16 protein-coding genes are annotated in these 17,017 nt (G+C 71.7%); 11 read left to right on the forward strand and 5 right to left on the reverse strand.

Features of this window, described 5'->3' with window-relative positions; translation table 11 throughout:
• Positions 1 to 41: 41 nt before the first annotated feature.
• From BL253_RS21475 to BL253_RS21485, 3 genes are read right to left on the reverse strand one after another with little or no spacing between them, the layout of a single operon-like run.
• Positions 42 to 275, reverse strand: coding sequence for an acyl carrier protein (locus tag BL253_RS21475; protein WP_076818928.1), 234 nt, complete (start codon positions 273 to 275; stop codon positions 42 to 44).
• A 2-nt stretch (positions 276 to 277) separates the two neighbouring features.
• Positions 278 to 2,335 (reverse strand): HAD-IIIC family phosphatase, encoded by a 2,058-nt coding sequence (locus BL253_RS21480; protein WP_241834984.1) that lies wholly within the window; start codon positions 2,333 to 2,335, stop codon positions 278 to 280.
• Entirely contained in the window at positions 2,332 to 2,874 is a 543-nt protein-coding gene (locus tag BL253_RS21485) for a serine O-acetyltransferase (protein WP_076818929.1), read from the reverse strand. The genes BL253_RS21480 and BL253_RS21485 overlap by 4 nt, the downstream gene beginning before the upstream one ends.
• A 629-nt stretch (positions 2,875 to 3,503) precedes the next feature.
• On the opposite strand from BL253_RS21485, the gene BL253_RS21490 reads away from it, so the two are divergent.
• Positions 3,504 to 4,829 carry a wax ester/triacylglycerol synthase domain-containing protein gene (locus BL253_RS21490; RefSeq protein WP_241834985.1) on the forward strand — a complete coding sequence of 442 codons (1,326 nt, stop codon included), beginning with the start codon at positions 3,504 to 3,506 and terminating at the stop codon, positions 4,827 to 4,829.
• A gap of 92 nt (positions 4,830 to 4,921) precedes the next feature.
• Complete coding sequence (locus BL253_RS21495) at positions 4,922 to 5,716, forward strand: GNAT family N-acetyltransferase (RefSeq protein ID WP_076818931.1); 795 nt, start codon at positions 4,922 to 4,924, stop codon at positions 5,714 to 5,716.
• 28 nt (positions 5,717 to 5,744) lie between these two features.
• Here the strand turns inward: BL253_RS21495 and BL253_RS21500 are convergent, their stop codons facing one another.
• Positions 5,745 to 6,776 (reverse strand): S-adenosylmethionine:tRNA ribosyltransferase-isomerase, encoded by a 1,032-nt coding sequence (locus BL253_RS21500; RefSeq protein ID WP_076818932.1) that lies wholly within the window; start codon positions 6,774 to 6,776, stop codon positions 5,745 to 5,747.
• Entirely contained in the window at positions 6,773 to 7,672 is a 900-nt protein-coding gene (locus BL253_RS21505) for an SDR family NAD(P)-dependent oxidoreductase (protein WP_076818933.1), read from the reverse strand. The genes BL253_RS21500 and BL253_RS21505 overlap by 4 nt, the downstream gene beginning before the upstream one ends.
• 102 nt (positions 7,673 to 7,774) lie before the next feature.
• Between BL253_RS21505 and soxR the strand changes: the two genes are divergently transcribed.
• The 9 genes from soxR (at position 7,775) to BL253_RS21550 (ending at position 16,997) form a co-directional block, all read left to right on the forward strand.
• Positions 7,775 to 8,245 carry a redox-sensitive transcriptional activator SoxR gene (gene soxR / locus BL253_RS21510; RefSeq protein WP_076818934.1) on the forward strand — a complete coding sequence of 157 codons (471 nt, stop codon included), beginning with the start codon at positions 7,775 to 7,777 and terminating at the stop codon, positions 8,243 to 8,245.
• A 344-nt stretch (positions 8,246 to 8,589) separates the two neighbouring features.
• The gene (locus tag BL253_RS21515; RefSeq protein WP_076818935.1) at positions 8,590 to 8,973 is read left to right on the forward strand and encodes a hydrogenase maturation nickel metallochaperone HypA/HybF; all 384 of its coding nucleotides are present in this window, start codon (positions 8,590 to 8,592) and stop codon (positions 8,971 to 8,973) included.
• A 28-nt stretch (positions 8,974 to 9,001) separates the two neighbouring features.
• A complete protein-coding gene (gene hypB, locus BL253_RS21520) occupies positions 9,002 to 9,970 on the forward strand; it encodes a hydrogenase nickel incorporation protein HypB (protein ID WP_076818981.1) in 969 nt (322 codons plus the stop codon).
• Between the two features lie 73 nt (positions 9,971 to 10,043).
• Positions 10,044 to 11,924 (forward strand): hypothetical protein, encoded by a 1,881-nt coding sequence (locus BL253_RS21525; protein ID WP_241834986.1) that lies wholly within the window; start codon positions 10,044 to 10,046, stop codon positions 11,922 to 11,924.
• Positions 11,921 to 12,634, forward strand: a complete 714-nt coding sequence (locus tag BL253_RS21530) for a hydrogenase maturation protease (protein WP_081438538.1) — start codon at positions 11,921 to 11,923, stop codon at positions 12,632 to 12,634. The genes BL253_RS21525 and BL253_RS21530 overlap by 4 nt, the downstream gene beginning before the upstream one ends.
• Entirely contained in the window at positions 12,631 to 13,728 is a 1,098-nt protein-coding gene (locus BL253_RS21535) for an NADH-quinone oxidoreductase subunit B family protein (protein WP_076818936.1), read from the forward strand. The genes BL253_RS21530 and BL253_RS21535 overlap by 4 nt, the downstream gene beginning before the upstream one ends.
• A gap of 68 nt (positions 13,729 to 13,796) precedes the next feature.
• A complete protein-coding gene (locus BL253_RS21540; protein WP_076818937.1) occupies positions 13,797 to 15,593 on the forward strand; it encodes a nickel-dependent hydrogenase large subunit in 1,797 nt (598 codons plus the stop codon).
• A complete protein-coding gene (locus tag BL253_RS21545) occupies positions 15,586 to 16,176 on the forward strand; it encodes a NifU family protein (RefSeq protein ID WP_076818938.1) in 591 nt (196 codons plus the stop codon). The genes BL253_RS21540 and BL253_RS21545 overlap by 8 nt, the downstream gene beginning before the upstream one ends.
• A complete protein-coding gene (locus tag BL253_RS21550; RefSeq protein WP_076818939.1) occupies positions 16,173 to 16,997 on the forward strand; it encodes a DUF5947 family protein in 825 nt (274 codons plus the stop codon). Before BL253_RS21545 ends, BL253_RS21550 begins: the two co-directional genes overlap by 4 nt.
• Positions 16,998 to 17,017 lie beyond the last annotated feature (20 nt).

Raw genomic sequence — 17,017 nt, forward strand, 5'->3', positions numbered from 1 at the left:
GGTTGGCGGTTGTCGGCGGTGCTCGGCGGTTGTCGTGCGGCTCAGCGAGCGCCGGCTCTCGCCTCGAGGAACTGGCGTAGCTCGCCGACGGTGCCGAACGAGCCGAGCTGGTCGTCGGGGATGTCGATCTCGAACTCGTTCTCGACGGCGAACATGAGATTGATGTGCGCCAGCGAGTCCCAGGCAGGGATGTCGTCGGCGGTCGTGTCGTCGGTGACGACGAGGGCGTCGTCGGCGAAGATCTCCCGGAAGACCTGCTGCAGTCGATCGTCCATAGTCAGCTCGCGGTCCCTTCTAGTTCCCGGTCGGTTCGGGTGATCTGGATGAGGCCGGGCGGGCTGACGGCGTCGTCAACGGCAAGCAGCCACGAAGTCGCGCCGGACCGGTGTTCGGGCATCCCGCCATCGGAACGAGGCCTCTCGGAACAAGGCCTGTCCGAGCGAAGCCCGTTCGCACCAGCGCCGTCCGCATGAGCGCCGTCCGAACAGGCGCCGTCCGAACAGGCGCCGTCCAGGCGAACGCCGTGAGAGGCGGCCGGCTCGACGAGGGCGAATCCGAGACGGGTGAACAGATCGGCGACCAGCCCGTTCTTGGCCGTCGGTAGGTAATGCCCACGCACATAGCGGCATCCACGAAGGCGCGCCTCGGCAACGAGAAGCCCGGCTGTCTCGTCCTCCAGCGTCCGGCCGATCACTCGGCAGCTCATCAACCAGGTATCGATGTCGAGCACGTCGTGCTCCTGGCTGGCGATCGCGACGGTGACCAGACCGTGGTCGGCGAACTGGTCGGTGAGCCGGACGCAGAGCACCGCCGTGCGCGGGTCGGCGGCGAGCTCGGCGAGCTCGGCCTGGCTTCGGCGCCGGCCGGTGAGGTTGAACTGGTTGGTCTTGGCGACCAGCTGCGCTACCCGCGGCAGGGTGACCTCGTCGAGGGGGACGACGGTGGCGACCATGGCGAGGCTTCGGTGGAAGTCCTCCAGCGAGGTGGCGCCGGCGGCGAGCTGGGCCGCCTGGGCGCGGGCGCGGTACTGGGCGGCGCGGCCCGCGTCCTCCGCGGTGAGGGCCGGGGTCTCGAAGAACGGGTAGGACGCCAGCGCCCGCACGTAGCCGTGCGGGTCGGGTGGCAGGTCGATCACGTCGACCTCACCGACCAGCTGACGCACGACCTCCCTTTCGGCGGGGTTGTCGTCGACGAAGACCAGCGATTCCAGGCCGATCCCGAGCGTGCTCGCGATCTGGCGGATCTGCGCCGGCTTGTCCGCCCAGGACGCGGAGAACATCGCGATGTCGTCGAGCCGCAGCCGCATCGCCGGATGACGTTCGAACACCTCGCGCGCGTCGGCGTCGTTGTTCTTCGAGCAGACCGCGAGAATGACGCCCTTCGCCTTCAGCTCCAGGATGTGGTCCTGGAACGCGGCGAACGCCTCGCCAGCGGGACCGTCGCCCAGGGCGATGCCGCCAAGGCCCTCCTCGCCCAGGACGCCACCCCACAGCGTGTTGTCCAGGTCGAGCACCAGGCACTTGCGGCTGGCGCCGAGCTGGGCGCCGAGCACGGCGCCGGTGTGCCGGGCGAGCAGCGGCACGCAACCGAGCGACACCGCCTGCTTGGCTCGGTGCCAGTAGCGGGCGTCGAACCACCGCCGCTTGCCGACCTCGGCGGCGAGCCGGTCGCAGTCGACCAGCGCCACCCGGCTGCCGGCCGCCCGCCCGAGCGCGGCGTTCACCGCGGCGAGCATCGTGGCCCGGCAGCCCGGAGTGCGCGCGGCCAGGTGCCCCAGCGCGACGTCCGGCGGGATGGCGAACAGGTGCTGCACGACCCTCGCGCCGGTCCGCTCGACGAGCAGGTCCCACAGCGACGTCCAGCGGGCGGCCTCGGCCGCCACGTCCGCGTCCGGGTCCTGGCTCATCGCCGGCAGCTGGGCCTCGCCGGCGTGCACGGCGAGGACGACGACGTCCGGGCCGAACCGGTACAGCCCGCTCGACGGGTCGAGGATCTCCTGGCGGTACTGCCCGTAGCCGCACTCGTAGACCTCGACCGCCACCCCCGCCCGGGCCGCCGCGACCGGCAGTAGCGCCGAGAGCTGCGACGTCGTGTAGCTGCCGAGCACGGCCACCCGCGCCCCGCGGGACAGCGACGCCGTCCTCGGCAGGCAGCGCGCGATGACGCCGGCGGCGGCCGACCAGGCGGCCAGGTCGTCGCCCGCGTCGGTCGCGGCCAGCGCCCACCGCACCGCGCCGGCGTCGTCGCCCGACCGTTCGGCGGCTCGCGCCCGGTCGAGTCCGGTCCGCATCGCGCCAGCCCCGGCATCCCGGCCGTCGTCCTGCCTGGTGGTCATGTGGCCCGCTTCATCACGCGGGCGGGCGCCGCGAACACGGTCGCGCCGGCCGGGACGTCAACGGTCACGATCGAGTTCGGGCCGATCCTGACGTCGTCCCCGATCTCGATGGGGCCGAGCAGGTGCGAACCGGGGCCGATCTCCACCCTGGCGCCGATCGCCGGCACGGCGTCCCGGGACGCCGTGCCGGAGGCGAACCCGATCGTGACGTTGTGCCGGATGAGGCAGTCGTCGCCCAGCACGCAGAACGCGGGAATCTGCACCGCCTGGTGATGCCCGATCCGGACCCGCCGGCCGATGACCGCCTCGTCGGCGATCTCCACCCCGTACAGGCCGCGGATCACAATTTCGTTGACGAGTTTGTAGAGGATGCCGACCGGCGAGCGAAGCCACGCGGGCGCAGTGAGCCGCCAGTGGCCCACCCGGTACGCGACCAGCGCGTGYAGGCCGGGATGGACGAAGGAACGGCCATGATTGATCCAGTCCTCGCGGATCAGCGCCCCAAGGCTCGGGCCCGCGGCGGACCCTGGATCGGGCACACCGGTTCCATCGACGGCTGCCACGGTGAACCTGCCACGACCTGTCTGTCTGCCCATCCAGTCGGACCCTCCGTGCCGCCTCCGCCTATTCCAACCATACAGTTACGTAACAGTCGAGTCAGCGCAAGACGGACCCGGTGGCCTCCCGCGCAGACCACACCCGCGCGCCTGGCCAGCCCCCGCGCGCCGCCCGTAGCCGGGTCAGGCCGACGCGCCCGCCCCCCCTCCTCAGGCATCGGGCGCCCGGCGGCCGAGYAGGAGACTCCGCGCATTCGATGCCCGCGAGCTCCACCCGCCACACGGCCGATCTCCTGCGCGATCTTCTCGACCAAGGTCGCCCAGGATCGCGGGGCACCGATTGCGCCCATGGCGCGGGAAGACACGGTCGGAAACCAAGGAATAGTTTCCCGGGAACCTCYGGTATCGCTGCGCAGAACGGACGGATGAATCAACGGCGACCACGCCGGCCTACGGTCCCGTGGTCGCGTCTGTTCGTACGGCAGGTGTCATTCCTCCGTCGTCATGCTCGTTTTTCGGATCGCCGACGAGGGAAGACGCCCTGCGATGTGGGGGGAGTTTGGATGCGTCCTGAGGCGGTTTCTGAAACGGAGTCCCATCCGCTGGGCCGGATGGACAGCGCACTTCTCGGGTACCAGCGGAAAAATAGTGCCGCGCCGGTGGCTGTCGCCTATCTGCTGCGGGTGGCGGGCACCTGCGATCTCGGCGCCGCGCGAGCCGCTGTACTCGACCGGGCGCGAAGGTTTCCGGCCCTGACACATCGGCTGGCACCGGCCGCGGGCCGGTCCGGATGGCCCGCCTGGACACCCGAGCCGGAGTTCGACGTGTCGGCCCATGTCCGGGTGCATCACCTGTCGGCGGCCGCGGACGAGGCCGAGCTGCGGAACTTCGTCGAATGGCGCTGCCGGGCGGCGATCCCGCTGGACGCGCCGCCATGGGAGATCTGCCTGCTGCCCGGCCCCGGCGCGGACGAGTTCCATGTCCTGTTCCGCGCCAGCCACATCTGGCTCGACGGGGCGGCCCTGCACCAGGTACTGGGCATGCTCTTCGGGGAGGGCCACGCCGCCGCGCCGCCACGCCGGGGGCGCGACGGGCAGGTCACCCGTCGCGTGCTGGCGGTGGCCCTGGGGCGCCTCCTCGGCTGGGCGACGCCGGCCGGCAGCCTGGAGGCGCTGGCACGGCCATGGTCGAGACGCCATGACCTGCACTGGGCCACGACGAACGCCGAGCGGCTGCGCGCTCTCGCCCGCGCCTACGACGCCACCGTCAACGACGTCTTCCTGGTCGCGCTGGCCGGCGCCCTTGATTCCTGGTCGCGGCCGGTTGGCGGGCGCCGCGAGGTACGGGCGCTGATGCCCGTCAGCATCCGCCGGAAAGAGGAGTTCGGCGGCCTGGGCAACTATGTCGTGGGGGCGCGCGTTTCCCTGCCCCGCGGTCCGATATCACCCTGGAGTCGTTTCGAGGCAATACGGCGGCAGACGTCACGCTACCGCGGCCCCGAGAACGTGGCGGCGGGCGAGCGCTGGTGGTTCGAGAAGATCCCGGCCCGTTTCGGGCCCATGGCGGTGACGATGGGGATGGATTCCCGAAGGGTGCCGGTAACCACGTCGAATGTCGGTGTCCTGCCCGGCCCGATGGCAGTGGCGGGCTGCCCGGTCACCGGCGGGATGCCGATCCCGGTGCTTCTTCCCGGGCAGCGCCTGTTCGTCATGCTGGGCGTCCTCGGCCCCACCGCCTCGCTGTCCGTGGCGGTCAACGGCAACGTGCCGGACGGCGATCGGCTGGTCAGCCTCTGGCTCGCCGAGCTCGACGGCCTGGAGCAGGCCGCCGGCCTCACCGCCGTCCCGGCCCAGACCCCGGCCCCCGAGACATCCGCGGCTCCCACGACCCCCACGACCCCCGCGGCCCCCGGGACATCCACGACGGCCACGGCCTGACCAGCTCCGCGTGACCACCTCGACCACCTCGGCCAGGTCGGCCAGGTCGGCACGTGGGCGGGGCCGTCCGCGCGCGGCCCTATGATCGTGCGGTGCAGGTGATCTCGCTGGGGTTCCGGACCGACCTGATGGTGCGGAGGCTGACGGGCTCCCTCATCACCGAACACGCGTCCCACCTGGCCGTCCGTACCCCCACCAACCCCGGTTTCTGGTGGGGGAACTTCATCCTGGTCGACGGCCCGGTGCGCCGCGGCGACGCGGACCGGTGGGCGGCCGCGTTCGCCGGCGCCCTTCCGGGGGCCGCCCATCTCGCCCTGGGCGTGGACGGCATCGACGGCGAGGCCGGGGACGAGTCCGAACTCGCCCGGCTCGGAGTCACGGTGGAGGTGAGCTCGGTCCTGACCGCCGACCGGCTGACACCGCCCACCCGCCCCGTCGCGGATGCCACCATCCGCCCGCTGGCCGGCGACGACGACTGGGCACAGGCCACCCGGCTCCGAGCCGTCTGTCACAGCGACGAGGAACCGCCGGCCGAGGAACGACTGTYCATCGCGAGGACGGTCGCCGACGAACGCCGGCTCTGCGAGGCGGGCGACGGCGTCTGGTTCGGTGCCTTCGTCGACGGCCAGCTGCGGTCGAGCGCGGGCCTGGTCAGCGACGGCGGCGGGCTGGCCCGCTTCCAGAACGTCGAGACCCACCCCGCCCATCGCCGCGGCGGCCTGGCCTCGGCGGTCATCCACGGCCTTGGGCGGTGGGGCGAGCGCGAGCTCGGCGCTGGCACGCTGGTCATCGTCGCCGACCCCGACGACCAGGCGATCCGCGTCTACCGCGCGCTCGGCTTCACCGACACCGAACGCCAGGTCCAGCTGCAGCGCGCCCCAGCCTGACGGCCGGCCGGCCCGCCGGCCGCGGCCATCAGGGCAGGAGCAGGCAGCTGTCGCCGAACTCGTGCCATAGATAACGCTCGCGCAGGGCCTCCCGGTACGCGGTGGCGACGAGGTCGGGACCGGCAACGGCCTCGAGCAGATCCAGGTGCGACGCTCCGGGCGCGTGCCAGCCGGTGACCAGCCCGGTGACCGTGCGGGCGGGCCGGCCCGGGCCGAGGACGAGGTCGGTCCAGCCGGCGGCGGCGCGCACCGCCCCGTCCGGGCCGGCGGCCGACTCGAGGGCGCGGGTGGCGGTGGTGCCGACCGCGACCACCCGCCCGCCCCACCGGCGCGTCGCGTTCACCAGGCGGGCAGTATGCGCGTCGACCCGGAACCGTTCCGGCTGCGGCGGCTCGCCAGGCTCCTGCGAGGACACACCGGTGTGCAGCAGCACCGGCGCGACGAGGATGCCGCGGGTGACCAGGTCGGTCACGAGGCCCGTCGAGAACGGGCGCCCGGCGCTCGGCATCTCGGCGCTGCCGGGGTCGCGGCCGAACACCGTGCGATAGGCGTCCATCGGCTGGGGGTCGGGCACGTACGCGTAGCGGATCGGCCGGCCCACGTGCCGCAGGTACGGCACGACGCCGCCGTCGACCGGCACGCTCGCCCGCCACAGGCGGTCCTGGCCGGCGGGGTGCGCGGCGCGCACCGTCAGCCAGACGCCGGAGGGCAGCGCGATCCGCTCCCCGGGCCGCAGGTCGTTGACCGGTCCCGTCGCCGCCGGGTCGGACTCCCGTACCTCGACGACCCAGTCGCCGTCGTCGAGCGCGGTCGCGAAGTGGACGACCACCGCGCGGTCCCCGGACCGGCCGCCGTGACGGGAGCCGCTCACGGCGGCCGGGAGCATCGCGGAGGTGTTCACGACAACCAGGTCGCCGGGCGCCAGATGTTCGCCGAACTCGTCGAAACGGGCGTGGCGGACGCCGTCCGCGCGCGCGACGAGGAGACGCACGCCGTCGCGGCGCTCGGGCGGCGCGGACGCCTCCAGGCCCGTCGGCAGGTCGAACGCGACGGCGCTCATCGAACGGCCCGCGCCGTCAGGAGATCTGCCGGGCGATCGACGGCGAGACCGGCCGCGAGATCGGCCGCGAGATCGGGCCCGCGGCCGACGGCGGCATCGACGGCGAGATCGGCCGCGCGGTACCGGCCGCTGGCCGGGCGGGTGGCGATCAGCCGCAGGATCGCCGGTACCACCTCCTCGGGCGGCGGCCGGTCGGAGATGTCCTCGTCGGGGAACGCCCGCTGGTGCATCTCGGTCCGCATGTCCCCTGGGTCGACCGCGTACACCCCCACCGCTGGCTCCTCGACGGCGAGGATGGCCGCGAGGTGGTCGAGGGCAGCCTTCGACGGCCCGTACACGCCCCAGCGCGGATAGGCCTCGACCGCGGCGTCGGAGCTGATCGTGAGCAGTGTTCCGCCGCTCGCGCGCAGCGGCGGCAGCACCAGCTGGACCAGCGCCAACGGCGCGATCACATTCGTCTCGTACACGGCGCGGACCGCGTCGAGCGGCGCGCCGGCGAGCGTGGGCAGCGGGCTCGGGCCGAGCTCGCTGGCGTTGGCGACGACGAGATCCAGGCGGCCGAGGCGCGCCGCCGCGTCGACGAGCGCCCGCCGGTGCGCCGCGTCGGTGACGTCGCCGGCGATCGGGATGACCCGGCCGGGGACGGCGTGACGCTGGCGAAGCCCCGCGTCGTCGGAGGCCATTTCTGGTGCGGCGGCCTTGTCCGGCACGGAGGGCTTCTCCGGCACGGAGGGCGTCGACGGCACGGTGTTCGCGGACGCCGCGGCGGCCGCGAGGCGCGTGGCGTCGCGGCCGTCCACGACGACCCGCCAGCCGCGTTCGGCGAGGGCACGGGCCAGGGCGAGGCCCAGCCCCCGCGACGCCCCGGTGATAAGTGCGACAGGATCGTTGGTCATGCCGCGATCGTCATAGTTAAAGTTAACTTCAAGTCAAGGGTGGAGCGTGCCTGGGCCGGCGGGGTAAGCCGCGAGGGGCGCCGGGCGGCGAGGGAGAGTTCTGTGCGGGCGACCGATCTGCTGACCGTCGGGGAGACGTCCGCGCGCAGCGGCCTCCCCGCCTCGGCGCTGCGCTACTACGAGTCCCAGGGGCTGCTCGAGACCACTCGCACGACCGGTAACCAGCGCCGCTACCCGCGCCACGTCCTGCGCAGGCTGGCGTTCATCCGCGCCGCGCAGAACATCGGGCTGTCGCTGGACGAGATCAGGGCGACCCTGGCACGGCTGCCGGGCGGCCGCACCCCGACCCGCGAGGACTGGGCGCTGCTGTCCGAGTCGTGGCGCACCCGCCTTGACGAGCAGATCGCCGCCCTGCTCAAGCTGCGTGACGGGCTCGAGTCCTGCATCGGCTGCGGCTGCCTGTCGCTGGACCGCTGCGCCGTGYCCAATCCCGGCGACATCACCGCGCAGCGCGGACCCGGCGCGAACTACCTTCCCCGCGCCCTGCGCGGCTCCCCGCCCCACGACGCCTGACCGGCCCCGGCGGGCGACCGTCACGCCGGTTCGACTCGACCGTTCCAGACCGCTGGAAAAGCGGCGTACCCGCTCACCGGCGCGACTGGAGAACGCGCCGGTAATCGGGTTCACATCATGTTTCCGGGCCTTTGGGAAATACCGCGAGACGCGGGCCGCGAGGCCGGTATCCTCCATGGCCGCGCCGGTGCTGGAATCGCCGCACCCCCTCGACGCGACACATCCCGTGGCCGCCGCTAAATTGTATGGGCGGGGTGACGGTCGCGGAAGATTACCGGTAGCCGTCAGGAAGATCGTGCCGGCGGAAGTCATCGGGGGGCATCCCGTGAGCAGGCGAATCGCGCATGCATGAGCTTTCCGTGACACAGGGCATTGTCGAGATGATTTCCGAACGGATGCCAGACCGGCGGATTCTGGCCGTCAACCTCACGATTGGCCAGGTATCGGGCGTGGCGCCGCACGCCATTMGTTTCTGTTTCGATCTGGTCGCCGCCGGCACCGTCGTCGAGGGTGCCCGCCTGCACATCGACACCCCGCCAGGGCGGGCGCGCTGTCGAGGCTGCGGGCGGGACGACTTCGCCATCGACACCCCGCTTCCTCTGTGCCGCTGCGGCAGCGCAGACGTGGCGGTGATCGGTGGCGACGAGCTGACCGTCGCGTCGGTCGAGGTGGCGGCCGACGCGGAATCCCGCGATCTATGCCCGGCAGCAGAATCGCGAGATCACTGATGKCGCCGCGGTGGAGGTGGGGAAACCGGTGTGCGTGACCTGTGGGTGCGACGGCGACGCCCGGCCCAGGATCGTCGGGCCCGTCGATCCGGCACGGCGTGGCGAGGATCCGGCGCGCCGTGAGGGGGACGAGCGGGATCCGGCGCGGGCGGATGACCGGCACGCCGGCCATCCCGCGTCCGAGGACCAGCCGGTCCTCGTTCCGTCGGGTCGCGGGGCCGCCGGCGCCCAGGTGGTGACCCTCGAGGAGCGCGTGCTCGCGAAGAACGACGCCATCGCCGCTTCCAACCGTCATTGGCTGGCTCATCAGGGCATCCTCGCCGTAAACGTTATGAGCTCGCCGGGTGCGGGGAAGACCACCCTGCTCGAACGCACGATCCGCGAGCTGAACGCCGAATGGCCGATCGCGGTCGTCGAAGGCGACCAGGAAGGCATGTTCGACGCGGACCGCATCATGGCCAGTGGTGCGCCGGTGGTGCAGGTGAACACAGGCGACGGCTGTCATCTTGACGCGGAGATGTTCGACCGCGGGCTGCGCACACTTCCGCTGGCGCCTGGGACGCTCGTATTCGTCGAGAATGTCGGCAACCTGGTCTGCCCCGCGCTCTTCGACCTCGGCGAGGGTGCTCGCGTCGTCGTGACGGCCGTGACCGAGGGCGAGGACAAGCCGGCCAAGTACCCCCGGATGTTCGCGTCCGCCGACCTCGTCCTGATCAATAAGTGTGACCTCCTCCCACATGTCGACTTCGACATGGCGGCCTGCGAGCGGTGGATTCGCCTCGCCAGTCCGCGGGCCGAGGTCATGGCGGTCTCCGCCCGGACGGGCGAGGGCCTGTCCGCCTGGTACGGCTGGCTTCGTCACCATCGCGGCCAGCATGAGGCCGAGATTTCGGCCCACTCGACGCGTCATCACCACCCCCATCACCACCCCCACCCGACGACCGACCCGGCGGACTCCCTGGCAGGGGCCGCGCCGGTCGAGTCCTCCGCGCCCTGAACGGAGTGGACATGCGCATCGCTCTGGGCTACCGCGCGCTGAGGGTGGCCGCCGGGACCACGGGGGCACGATCGTGACCGCGGACCTCGGCACCGGGACCGAGGAGGCCTCGCCGGTCGCCGTGCCGCCTCGGCGGGACGCGCCGATCACGCCGGTCGCGCCGATCACGCCGGTCGCGCCGGTCGCGCCGAGCCGAGCCGTGCGGCCGGATGCTCCGGACGCTTCCGGTGAGGCGGCCGAGGCCTCCGGGGCAGCCGAGCTGGGACCACCGCCGCCGGGATTCGCGGCGGCGCGGGCGGTCGCCGACGCGGTGCTGTACGAGGGCTACCTGCTCTATCCCTACCGGCGTTCCTCCGGAAAGAACCGGGTGCGCTGGCAGTTCGGTGTCCTCGCGCCCCGGCCGTGGGTCGAGGCGAACTGCCTCCCCACCGTCACCATGGCGGGTTCATCCGACTCGTGGCAGCAGCAAACCGAATGTCTGGTCGAGGCGCCGCCGAGCGCGGTCATCCACATCCGGCTGCGTTTCCTGCATCTACAACACCGTTCGGTACAGCGGCGGAACGAGCGCGCGCGGCCCGCCGAGGCGGGGTCCTCCGAGGCGGGGTCCTCCGAGGCAGAGTTCCGTGAGGCAGAGTTCCGTGACACCGAGTTTCGTAAGACGGAGTTGCGTGACACGGAGTTCGGTGACACAGAGTTCGTCGAGGTCGACGCGGCGTCCATTGGTGACCATCGGTACCTCACCTTCGACGAGGCCGTCGAGCGCGAGATCGACATCGCGGTCGAGCTCTCCGAGCTGATCTCCGGACCGTGCCAGCGCCAGGTGTTCTTCCCCGCCACCGAGTCGGTCGAGCCGCTCGGTGACGACACGAGAATCGTGCGCACCCAGCAGCCGGTGTCCGCGGTGATGTCCCTGTCCGCCGGGGCCGCCACGACCCCGTTCCCCGCGTGGCGGCTGTGCCTCGTCACCGAGAACACCGTGACCGACCTGGCCACGCTGGCCTCCCGCCAGGAGGCGCTGCACCGCGCGCTGCTCGCCACGCATTCCCTCCTCGGCGTGCGCGGCGGACGGTTCCTCTCCGTGCTCGATCCCCCGGCCTGGGCGGCGCGGGCCGCCGAGGCGTGCGAGAACCTGCACACGTTCCCGGTGCTGGCGGGCGCGGCCGACTCCAGCGACGTCGTCCTGTCCGCCCCGATCATCCTGTACGACCGCCCCGCCGTCGCTCCCGAAAGTCCGGGTGACCTGTTCGACGCGACCGAGATCGACGAGATCCTCTCGCTGCGGACGATGACGCTCACCGAGGAGGAGAAGCGGGAGGCCCGGGCGACCGACCCGCGGGCGGCGAAGCTCATCGACCGGGTCGACCTCATCCCCGACGACGTCTTCGCCCGCCTCCACGGCGCCGTCCGGTCCCTGCGCCCGGCATCGACGGCCACGGGCTCCATCGCCAGCGTCGGCGTGGTCACCGACGGCGCCACGGACAACGTCACCAACGATGTCACCAACAACGCCGCTGACGATGTCACCAACGATGTCACCAAACCCGTCACCAACGCCGGCGAGGTGACACCGAGCCGGCCGCCGGCGACGACGTCCGCGCGAGAGCCGTCCCCGCCGCGCTGGTGGGATCCGGAGGCGGACGCCGCGGTGTCACCCGACCGCGAGGCCGTTCTGGTCGACGGCGTGCGGGTGACCAGGGGAGCCCGCGTCCGGCTGCGGCCCCGCGATCGAGGCAGCGACGCGCAGGACATGTTTCTCGACGGGCGCGAGGCCGTCGTCGAGGGGGTCTTCCTGGACGTCGACGACGCACGGCACCTCGCCGTGATCCTGGTCGACGATCCGGGTGCGGACCTGCACAGGTGGTATGGGCGTCACTACTACTTCGCTCCGGACGAGGTCGAGGTCGTCTCCCCCGCCGACGACGGGGCGGCACCAGCCGTGGAGCCGGGGCGATGACCACGTTGCCCGCCGGGCGGACGGGCGCCGGACCGGATCCGGGCCGCGCCGGCCTGGATCCGCGCCGAGGCACTCGCCCCGGCGGGCCCGCCGCGCCCCGGGTTCTCGTCGCGGGAATAGGCAATGTGTTTCTCGGCGACGACGCGTTCGGCGTCCAGGTCGTCCGCCGGATAACGCCCGACCTGGTCCCCGACGGTGTGGACGTCGCCGATTACGGCATCCGTGGCGTGCACCTCGCGTACGACCTTCTCGACGGTCCGTACGCCACGGTCGTGCTGGTGGACGCCGCGCCGCTCGGCAAGGCTCCCGGAACGGTGGAGGTCCTGGAGGTCGACACCGCGGGCACCACGCGCGGCGCCCCCACGGCCGACACGGCCGACACGGCCACGACCGGCACTGGCGAGGCCGGTCCGGGCGGGAGCGGCGCCGGCGGGACCACACCGGGCTTCGACGCCCATGGGCTGCACCCCGCCGCCGTCCTCGCGTTGTTGCGCGGCCTCGGGGGGCACATCGACCGCGTCCTCGTCGTCGGCTGCCAGCCAGCCGCGCTCGACGAGGGTATGGACCTGTCGGAGCCGGTCGCGGCTTCGGTGGATGCCGCCGCGCGCCTGGTCGTCCGGCTGGCCCGGGATGAGGCGGCCGCACTGGCCCGTGTCAGGGAACCGCGCGCCAAGGAACCGCGTGCCAAGGAACGGAGGACCGTGCGATGACCACCACACCGACTCCCAGCCCAGACGCGGCGACATCGGCGCCGCGTGGGTTCGACGAGATGACCATCCTCTGGATCTCGGAGGGGATGAGCTGCGACGGCGACACCGTCTCGGTCACCGCGGCCACGCAGCCGGCGATCGAGGACGTGCTGCTCGGCCTCATCCCGGGCCTGCCCACGGTCAATCTCCACAACAAGGTGCTGTCCCCGACGCTCGGCGGCGAGGAGTATCTCGCTCCCTTCCGGGCGGCCGCGCACGGTGACCTCGCCCCGTTCATCCTCGTCATCGAGGGCTCCGTCCCGAACGAGAACATCAACGGCGACGGGTACTGGACCTCCTTCGGGAACGACCTGATCACCGGAGAGCCGCTCACGGTGAACTGGTGGATCGACAATCTCGCGCCGAAGGCGTGGGCGGTGGTCGCGATCGGTACCTGCGCCACCTACGGCGGTATCCACGCGATGGCGGGCAACCCCACCGGCTGCATGGGCCTGGCCGACTACCTCGGCTGGGACTTCCGGTCCACGGGTGGGTTGCCGATCGTGAACATCCCGGGATGCCCGGTCCAGCCGGACAACTTCATGGAGACCCTGACCTGGGTGCTGTACCACGCGGCCGGAACGGCGCCGCCCCCGCCGCTGGACGAGCTGCTGCGCCCGCAGTGGCTGTTCGGAAAGACGGTGCACGAGGGCTGCGACCGGGCCGGCTACTACGAGCAGGGCGACTTCGCCGGGGACTACAACTCGCCGAAATGCCAGGTGATGATCGGCTGCTGGGGCCCGGTGGTCAACTGCAACGTGCCGAAGCGCGGCTGGATGGGCGGGATCGGCGGCTGCCCGAACGTCGGTGGCATCTGCATCGGCTGCACCATGCCGGGATTCCCGGATAAGTTCATGCCGTTCATGGACATGCCGCCCGGCGCCAGCCTCTCCACGAAGTTCGTCAAGCCGTACGGCGCCTTCATCCGGCGAATGCGCGGCATAACGAACACGACCGTCAACAAGGAGCCGCGCTGGCGCCACAACGGCCCCGAGCTGACGAGCGGTTACGATCCGCGTTGGCGTCCGAACGGACAGGTATCCCAGGTTCGTTGACGCGGCGGAAAATCAGGGACGGCACTGGCTCGGGTAGGCACCTCACCCTTCTATCCGGAAGGCCTGACATGGCGGCGAGAACGACGCAGCGCACGGCGACTGAGCCTTCTTCCCAGCTTGTGGAGATGTCGTGGGACCCCATCACGCGCATCATCGGGAACCTGGGCATATACACGAAGATTGACTTCGCGAACCGGCGGGTGGCCGAGTGCCACAGCACGTCCTCGCTTTTCCGCGGCTATTCCATGTTCATGAAGGGCAAGGACCCGCGGGACGCCGGCTTCATCACCAGCCGCATCTGCGGAATCTGCGGCGACAACCACACCACATGTTCGGTGTACGCGCAGAACATGGCCTATGGCCTGAAGCCGCCCCCGATGGCGGAGTGGATCATCAACCTGGGCGAAGCAGCCGAGTACATGTTCGACCACACGATCTTCCAGGACAACCTGGTGTTCGTGGACTACTCCGCGGCGATGGTCGCCCAGACCAACCCGAGCGTGCTCGCCCGCGCGGAGAACACGCAGGCCCCGGGCGCCGCGATCCACGGCTACCGCACGATCGCCGACATCATGCGCTYGTTCAACCCGTTCGAGGGCGAGCTCTACAAGGAGGCGCTCCAGGTCTCCCGCGTCACCCGCGAGATGTTCTGCCTGATGGAGGGCAGGCACGTGCACCCGTCGACGATCTATCCGGGCGGCGTGGGGACCATGCCCGAGCCGGCGCTGTTCACCGACTACATGAGCCGGCTGGTGTCGATCCTGGACTTCGTCAAGAGGTCCGTGGCGATGAACGACGACGTCTTCGACTTCTTCTACGAGGCACTGCCCGGCTACGAGGAGGTCGGCCGGCGACGGATCCTGCTCGGCTGCTGGGGTGCCTGGCAGGACCCGGCTGTCTGCGACTACCGCTACGAGACCATGAACGAGTGGGGCAAGGCGATGTACGTCACCCCCGGCATCGTGGTCGACGGCGAGCTGATCACGACGAATCTCGTCGACATCAACCTGGGTATCCGGATCCTGCTCGGYAGCTCCTTCTACGGCGACTGGGTGAAYGAGGAGCCGTTCGTCACCCGTGACCCGCTCGGCAATCCGGTGGACATGCGCCACCCCTGGAACCAGACCACGCTGCCCGAGCCGCAGAAGCGGGACTTCGACGGCAAGTACAGCTGGGTGATGAGCCCGCGCTGGTTCGACAAGCGGTCCGGCGACCATCTCGCGCTCGACACCGGCGGCGGCCCGTACGCCCGGCTCTACACGACTGCCCTCGCGGGTCTGGTGGACACGCCGTACGTCACCTCGACCGGGCGCAGCGTCCGGATCTCGCTCCCGAAGAGCGAGCGGCTGCCGGCGACGACGCTGGAATGGAAGATCCCGCCGTGGTCGAACGCCATCGAGCGGAACCGGGCGCGGGTCTACTTCGTCGCGTACTCGGCGGCGATGTCGCTCTACTTCCTGGAGCGGGCGATGGAACGCCTTCGTTCCGGCGACACCCGCACCTTCACCGACTTCGAGGTACCCGACGAGGCGATCGGCTGCGGCTTCCACGAGGCCGTCCGCGGGGTCCTGTCCCACCACATGGTCATCCAGGACGGGAAGATCGCCAACTACCACCCGTACCCGCCGACGCCGTGGAACGGCAGCCCTCGCGACAGCTTCGGCACCCCGGGGCCGTACGAGGACGCCGTCCAGGACATGCCGATCTTCGAGGAGAACGGCCCGGACGACTTCAAGGGCGTCGACATCATGCGGGCGGTCCGCAGCTTCGACCCGTGCCTGCCCTGCGGCGTACATATGTACGTCGGCAACGGCCGCACCGTCACCCACCAGCACTCACCGATGCTGGGCGCCCAGCATGGATGACGTCCCGCGCGAACCGGCGAACGCCAGGGAGCCCGGTTCGCGGCTCGACGACGCGGCCGTGCGCGAGCGGCTGACCCTGCTCGACGGGCTGCTGGAGCAGGTCGAGCGGACGCCGGGGCCGGCGGCCCAGGCCGCGCTGGACGCGGTGGCCACGCTCCTCGAGGTGTACGGCGAGGCGCTGGCCAGGGCGGCCGCCCATGCCGCGCGGGCTCCCGACGTGCGCGACGCGCTGACGGCCGACGAGCTGCTCGCCCACCTGCTCGTCCTGCACGGCGTCCATCCCGACCCCGTCGAACGCCGGGCCAGGCGCGCGCTGGAGGCGCTGGGCCCGGAGCTCGCCACGGTCGGCGCCGAGGTCGAGCTGCTGGGCATCGACGGCGGCGTGGCGACGGTGGCGATGCGCGGCGAGGGCGGATGCGGCGCGGCGGCGACCAAGGACGCGGTCGCCGCCGCCGTCCGCGACGCGCTCCAGGCCGTGGCGCCGGAACTGTCCGAGGTGCGCGTCGACGTCGCGGCGAAGCAGACACTCGTCCCCGTCGACTCGCTGCTGCGCGGGCCGGCCACGCTGGGGTCGGCCCGGTGATCGCCGACGCCGGCCCGGGCGTGTTCGGCCCTGGAACGCGGGCCACCGGCGAGGCACTGCGCCGGACGGTTCGGCGGGCCGGGCGGGCCGGCGCGCGCGGGGCGGCGGCGGAGCGTTGCGGACTGTGCGCGGCGCCGGTGCCGGAGTCCCACCGGCACCTGCTCGACGAGCGGGAGGCCGGCCTGCTGTGCGTGTGCCAGGCGTGCGCGCTGCTGTTCGAACGCGACGCGGCGGGCCGCGGCCACTACGTCCTCGTCCCGCGCCGGCGGCTGGCCCTGCCCGGCTTCGTCTCGGGCGCGCTGGGGATACCGGTCGGGTTGGCGTTCTTCGTCACCCAGGCCGACGGGCGGATCATCGCGCACTATCCCAGCCCGATCGGTGTCACCCAGGGAGAGATCGATCAGGCCGTCTGGGCCCAGGCACAGGAGCGGTGCGACGCGCTAGGCACCCTGAGGCCGCAGGTAGAGGCAGTGCTGGTCAACACCGCCAGGGGCGCGAACGAGCACTKGATAGTCCCGATCGACCTCTGCTACCGCCTCGTCGCCATCGTGCGCGAGGAATGGAAGGGATTTTCCGGAGGCAGCACGGTATGGCCCGCGATTAACGAGTTTTTCGCCGCGCTGGCCAACCGCACGGTCACCAACCGCGCGGTCACCAACGGCGCCGTCACCGCCAGCGCCGCGCACGCCAACCAGGATTCCGGGCCCGCGCCGCGGGCGACACATCCGCCCCCGCCCGACGCCTCCGTCCACACCCCTGTCACCTCCGTCGCCTCCGCCCAGGCGGACACGGCGAACGCATCCGCCGGGACGGGCACCTGAGACGGGCACCTGAAAGGAGT

Origin of the sequence: Pseudofrankia asymbiotica, from assembly GCF_001983105.1 — a bacterium.
GTDB lineage: Bacteria > Actinomycetota > Actinomycetes > Frankiales > Frankiaceae > Pseudofrankia > Pseudofrankia asymbiotica.

Excerpts from the sequence above, each read along its gene's own strand:
- BL253_RS21475 (WP_076818928.1), bottom strand. The coding sequence starts at position 275 with ATGGACGATCGACTGCAGCAGGTCTTCCGGGAGATCTTCGCCGACGAC.
- BL253_RS21480 (WP_241834984.1), bottom strand. The coding sequence starts at position 2,335 with ATGACCACCAGGCAGGACGACGGCCGGGATGCCGGGGCTGGCGCGATG.
- BL253_RS21490 (WP_241834985.1), top strand. The coding sequence starts at position 3,504 with ATGGACAGCGCACTTCTCGGGTACCAGCGGAAAAATAGTGCCGCGCCG.
- BL253_RS21500 (WP_076818932.1), bottom strand. The coding sequence starts at position 6,776 with ATGAGCGCCGTCGCGTTCGACCTGCCGACGGGCCTGGAGGCGTCCGCG.
- BL253_RS21505 (WP_076818933.1), bottom strand. The coding sequence starts at position 7,672 with ATGACCAACGATCCTGTCGCACTTATCACCGGGGCGTCGCGGGGGCTG.
- BL253_RS21530 (WP_081438538.1), top strand. The coding sequence starts at position 11,921 with ATGACCACGTTGCCCGCCGGGCGGACGGGCGCCGGACCGGATCCGGGC.
- BL253_RS21535 (WP_076818936.1), top strand. The coding sequence starts at position 12,631 with ATGACCACCACACCGACTCCCAGCCCAGACGCGGCGACATCGGCGCCG.
- BL253_RS21545 (WP_076818938.1), top strand. The coding sequence starts at position 15,586 with ATGGATGACGTCCCGCGCGAACCGGCGAACGCCAGGGAGCCCGGTTCG.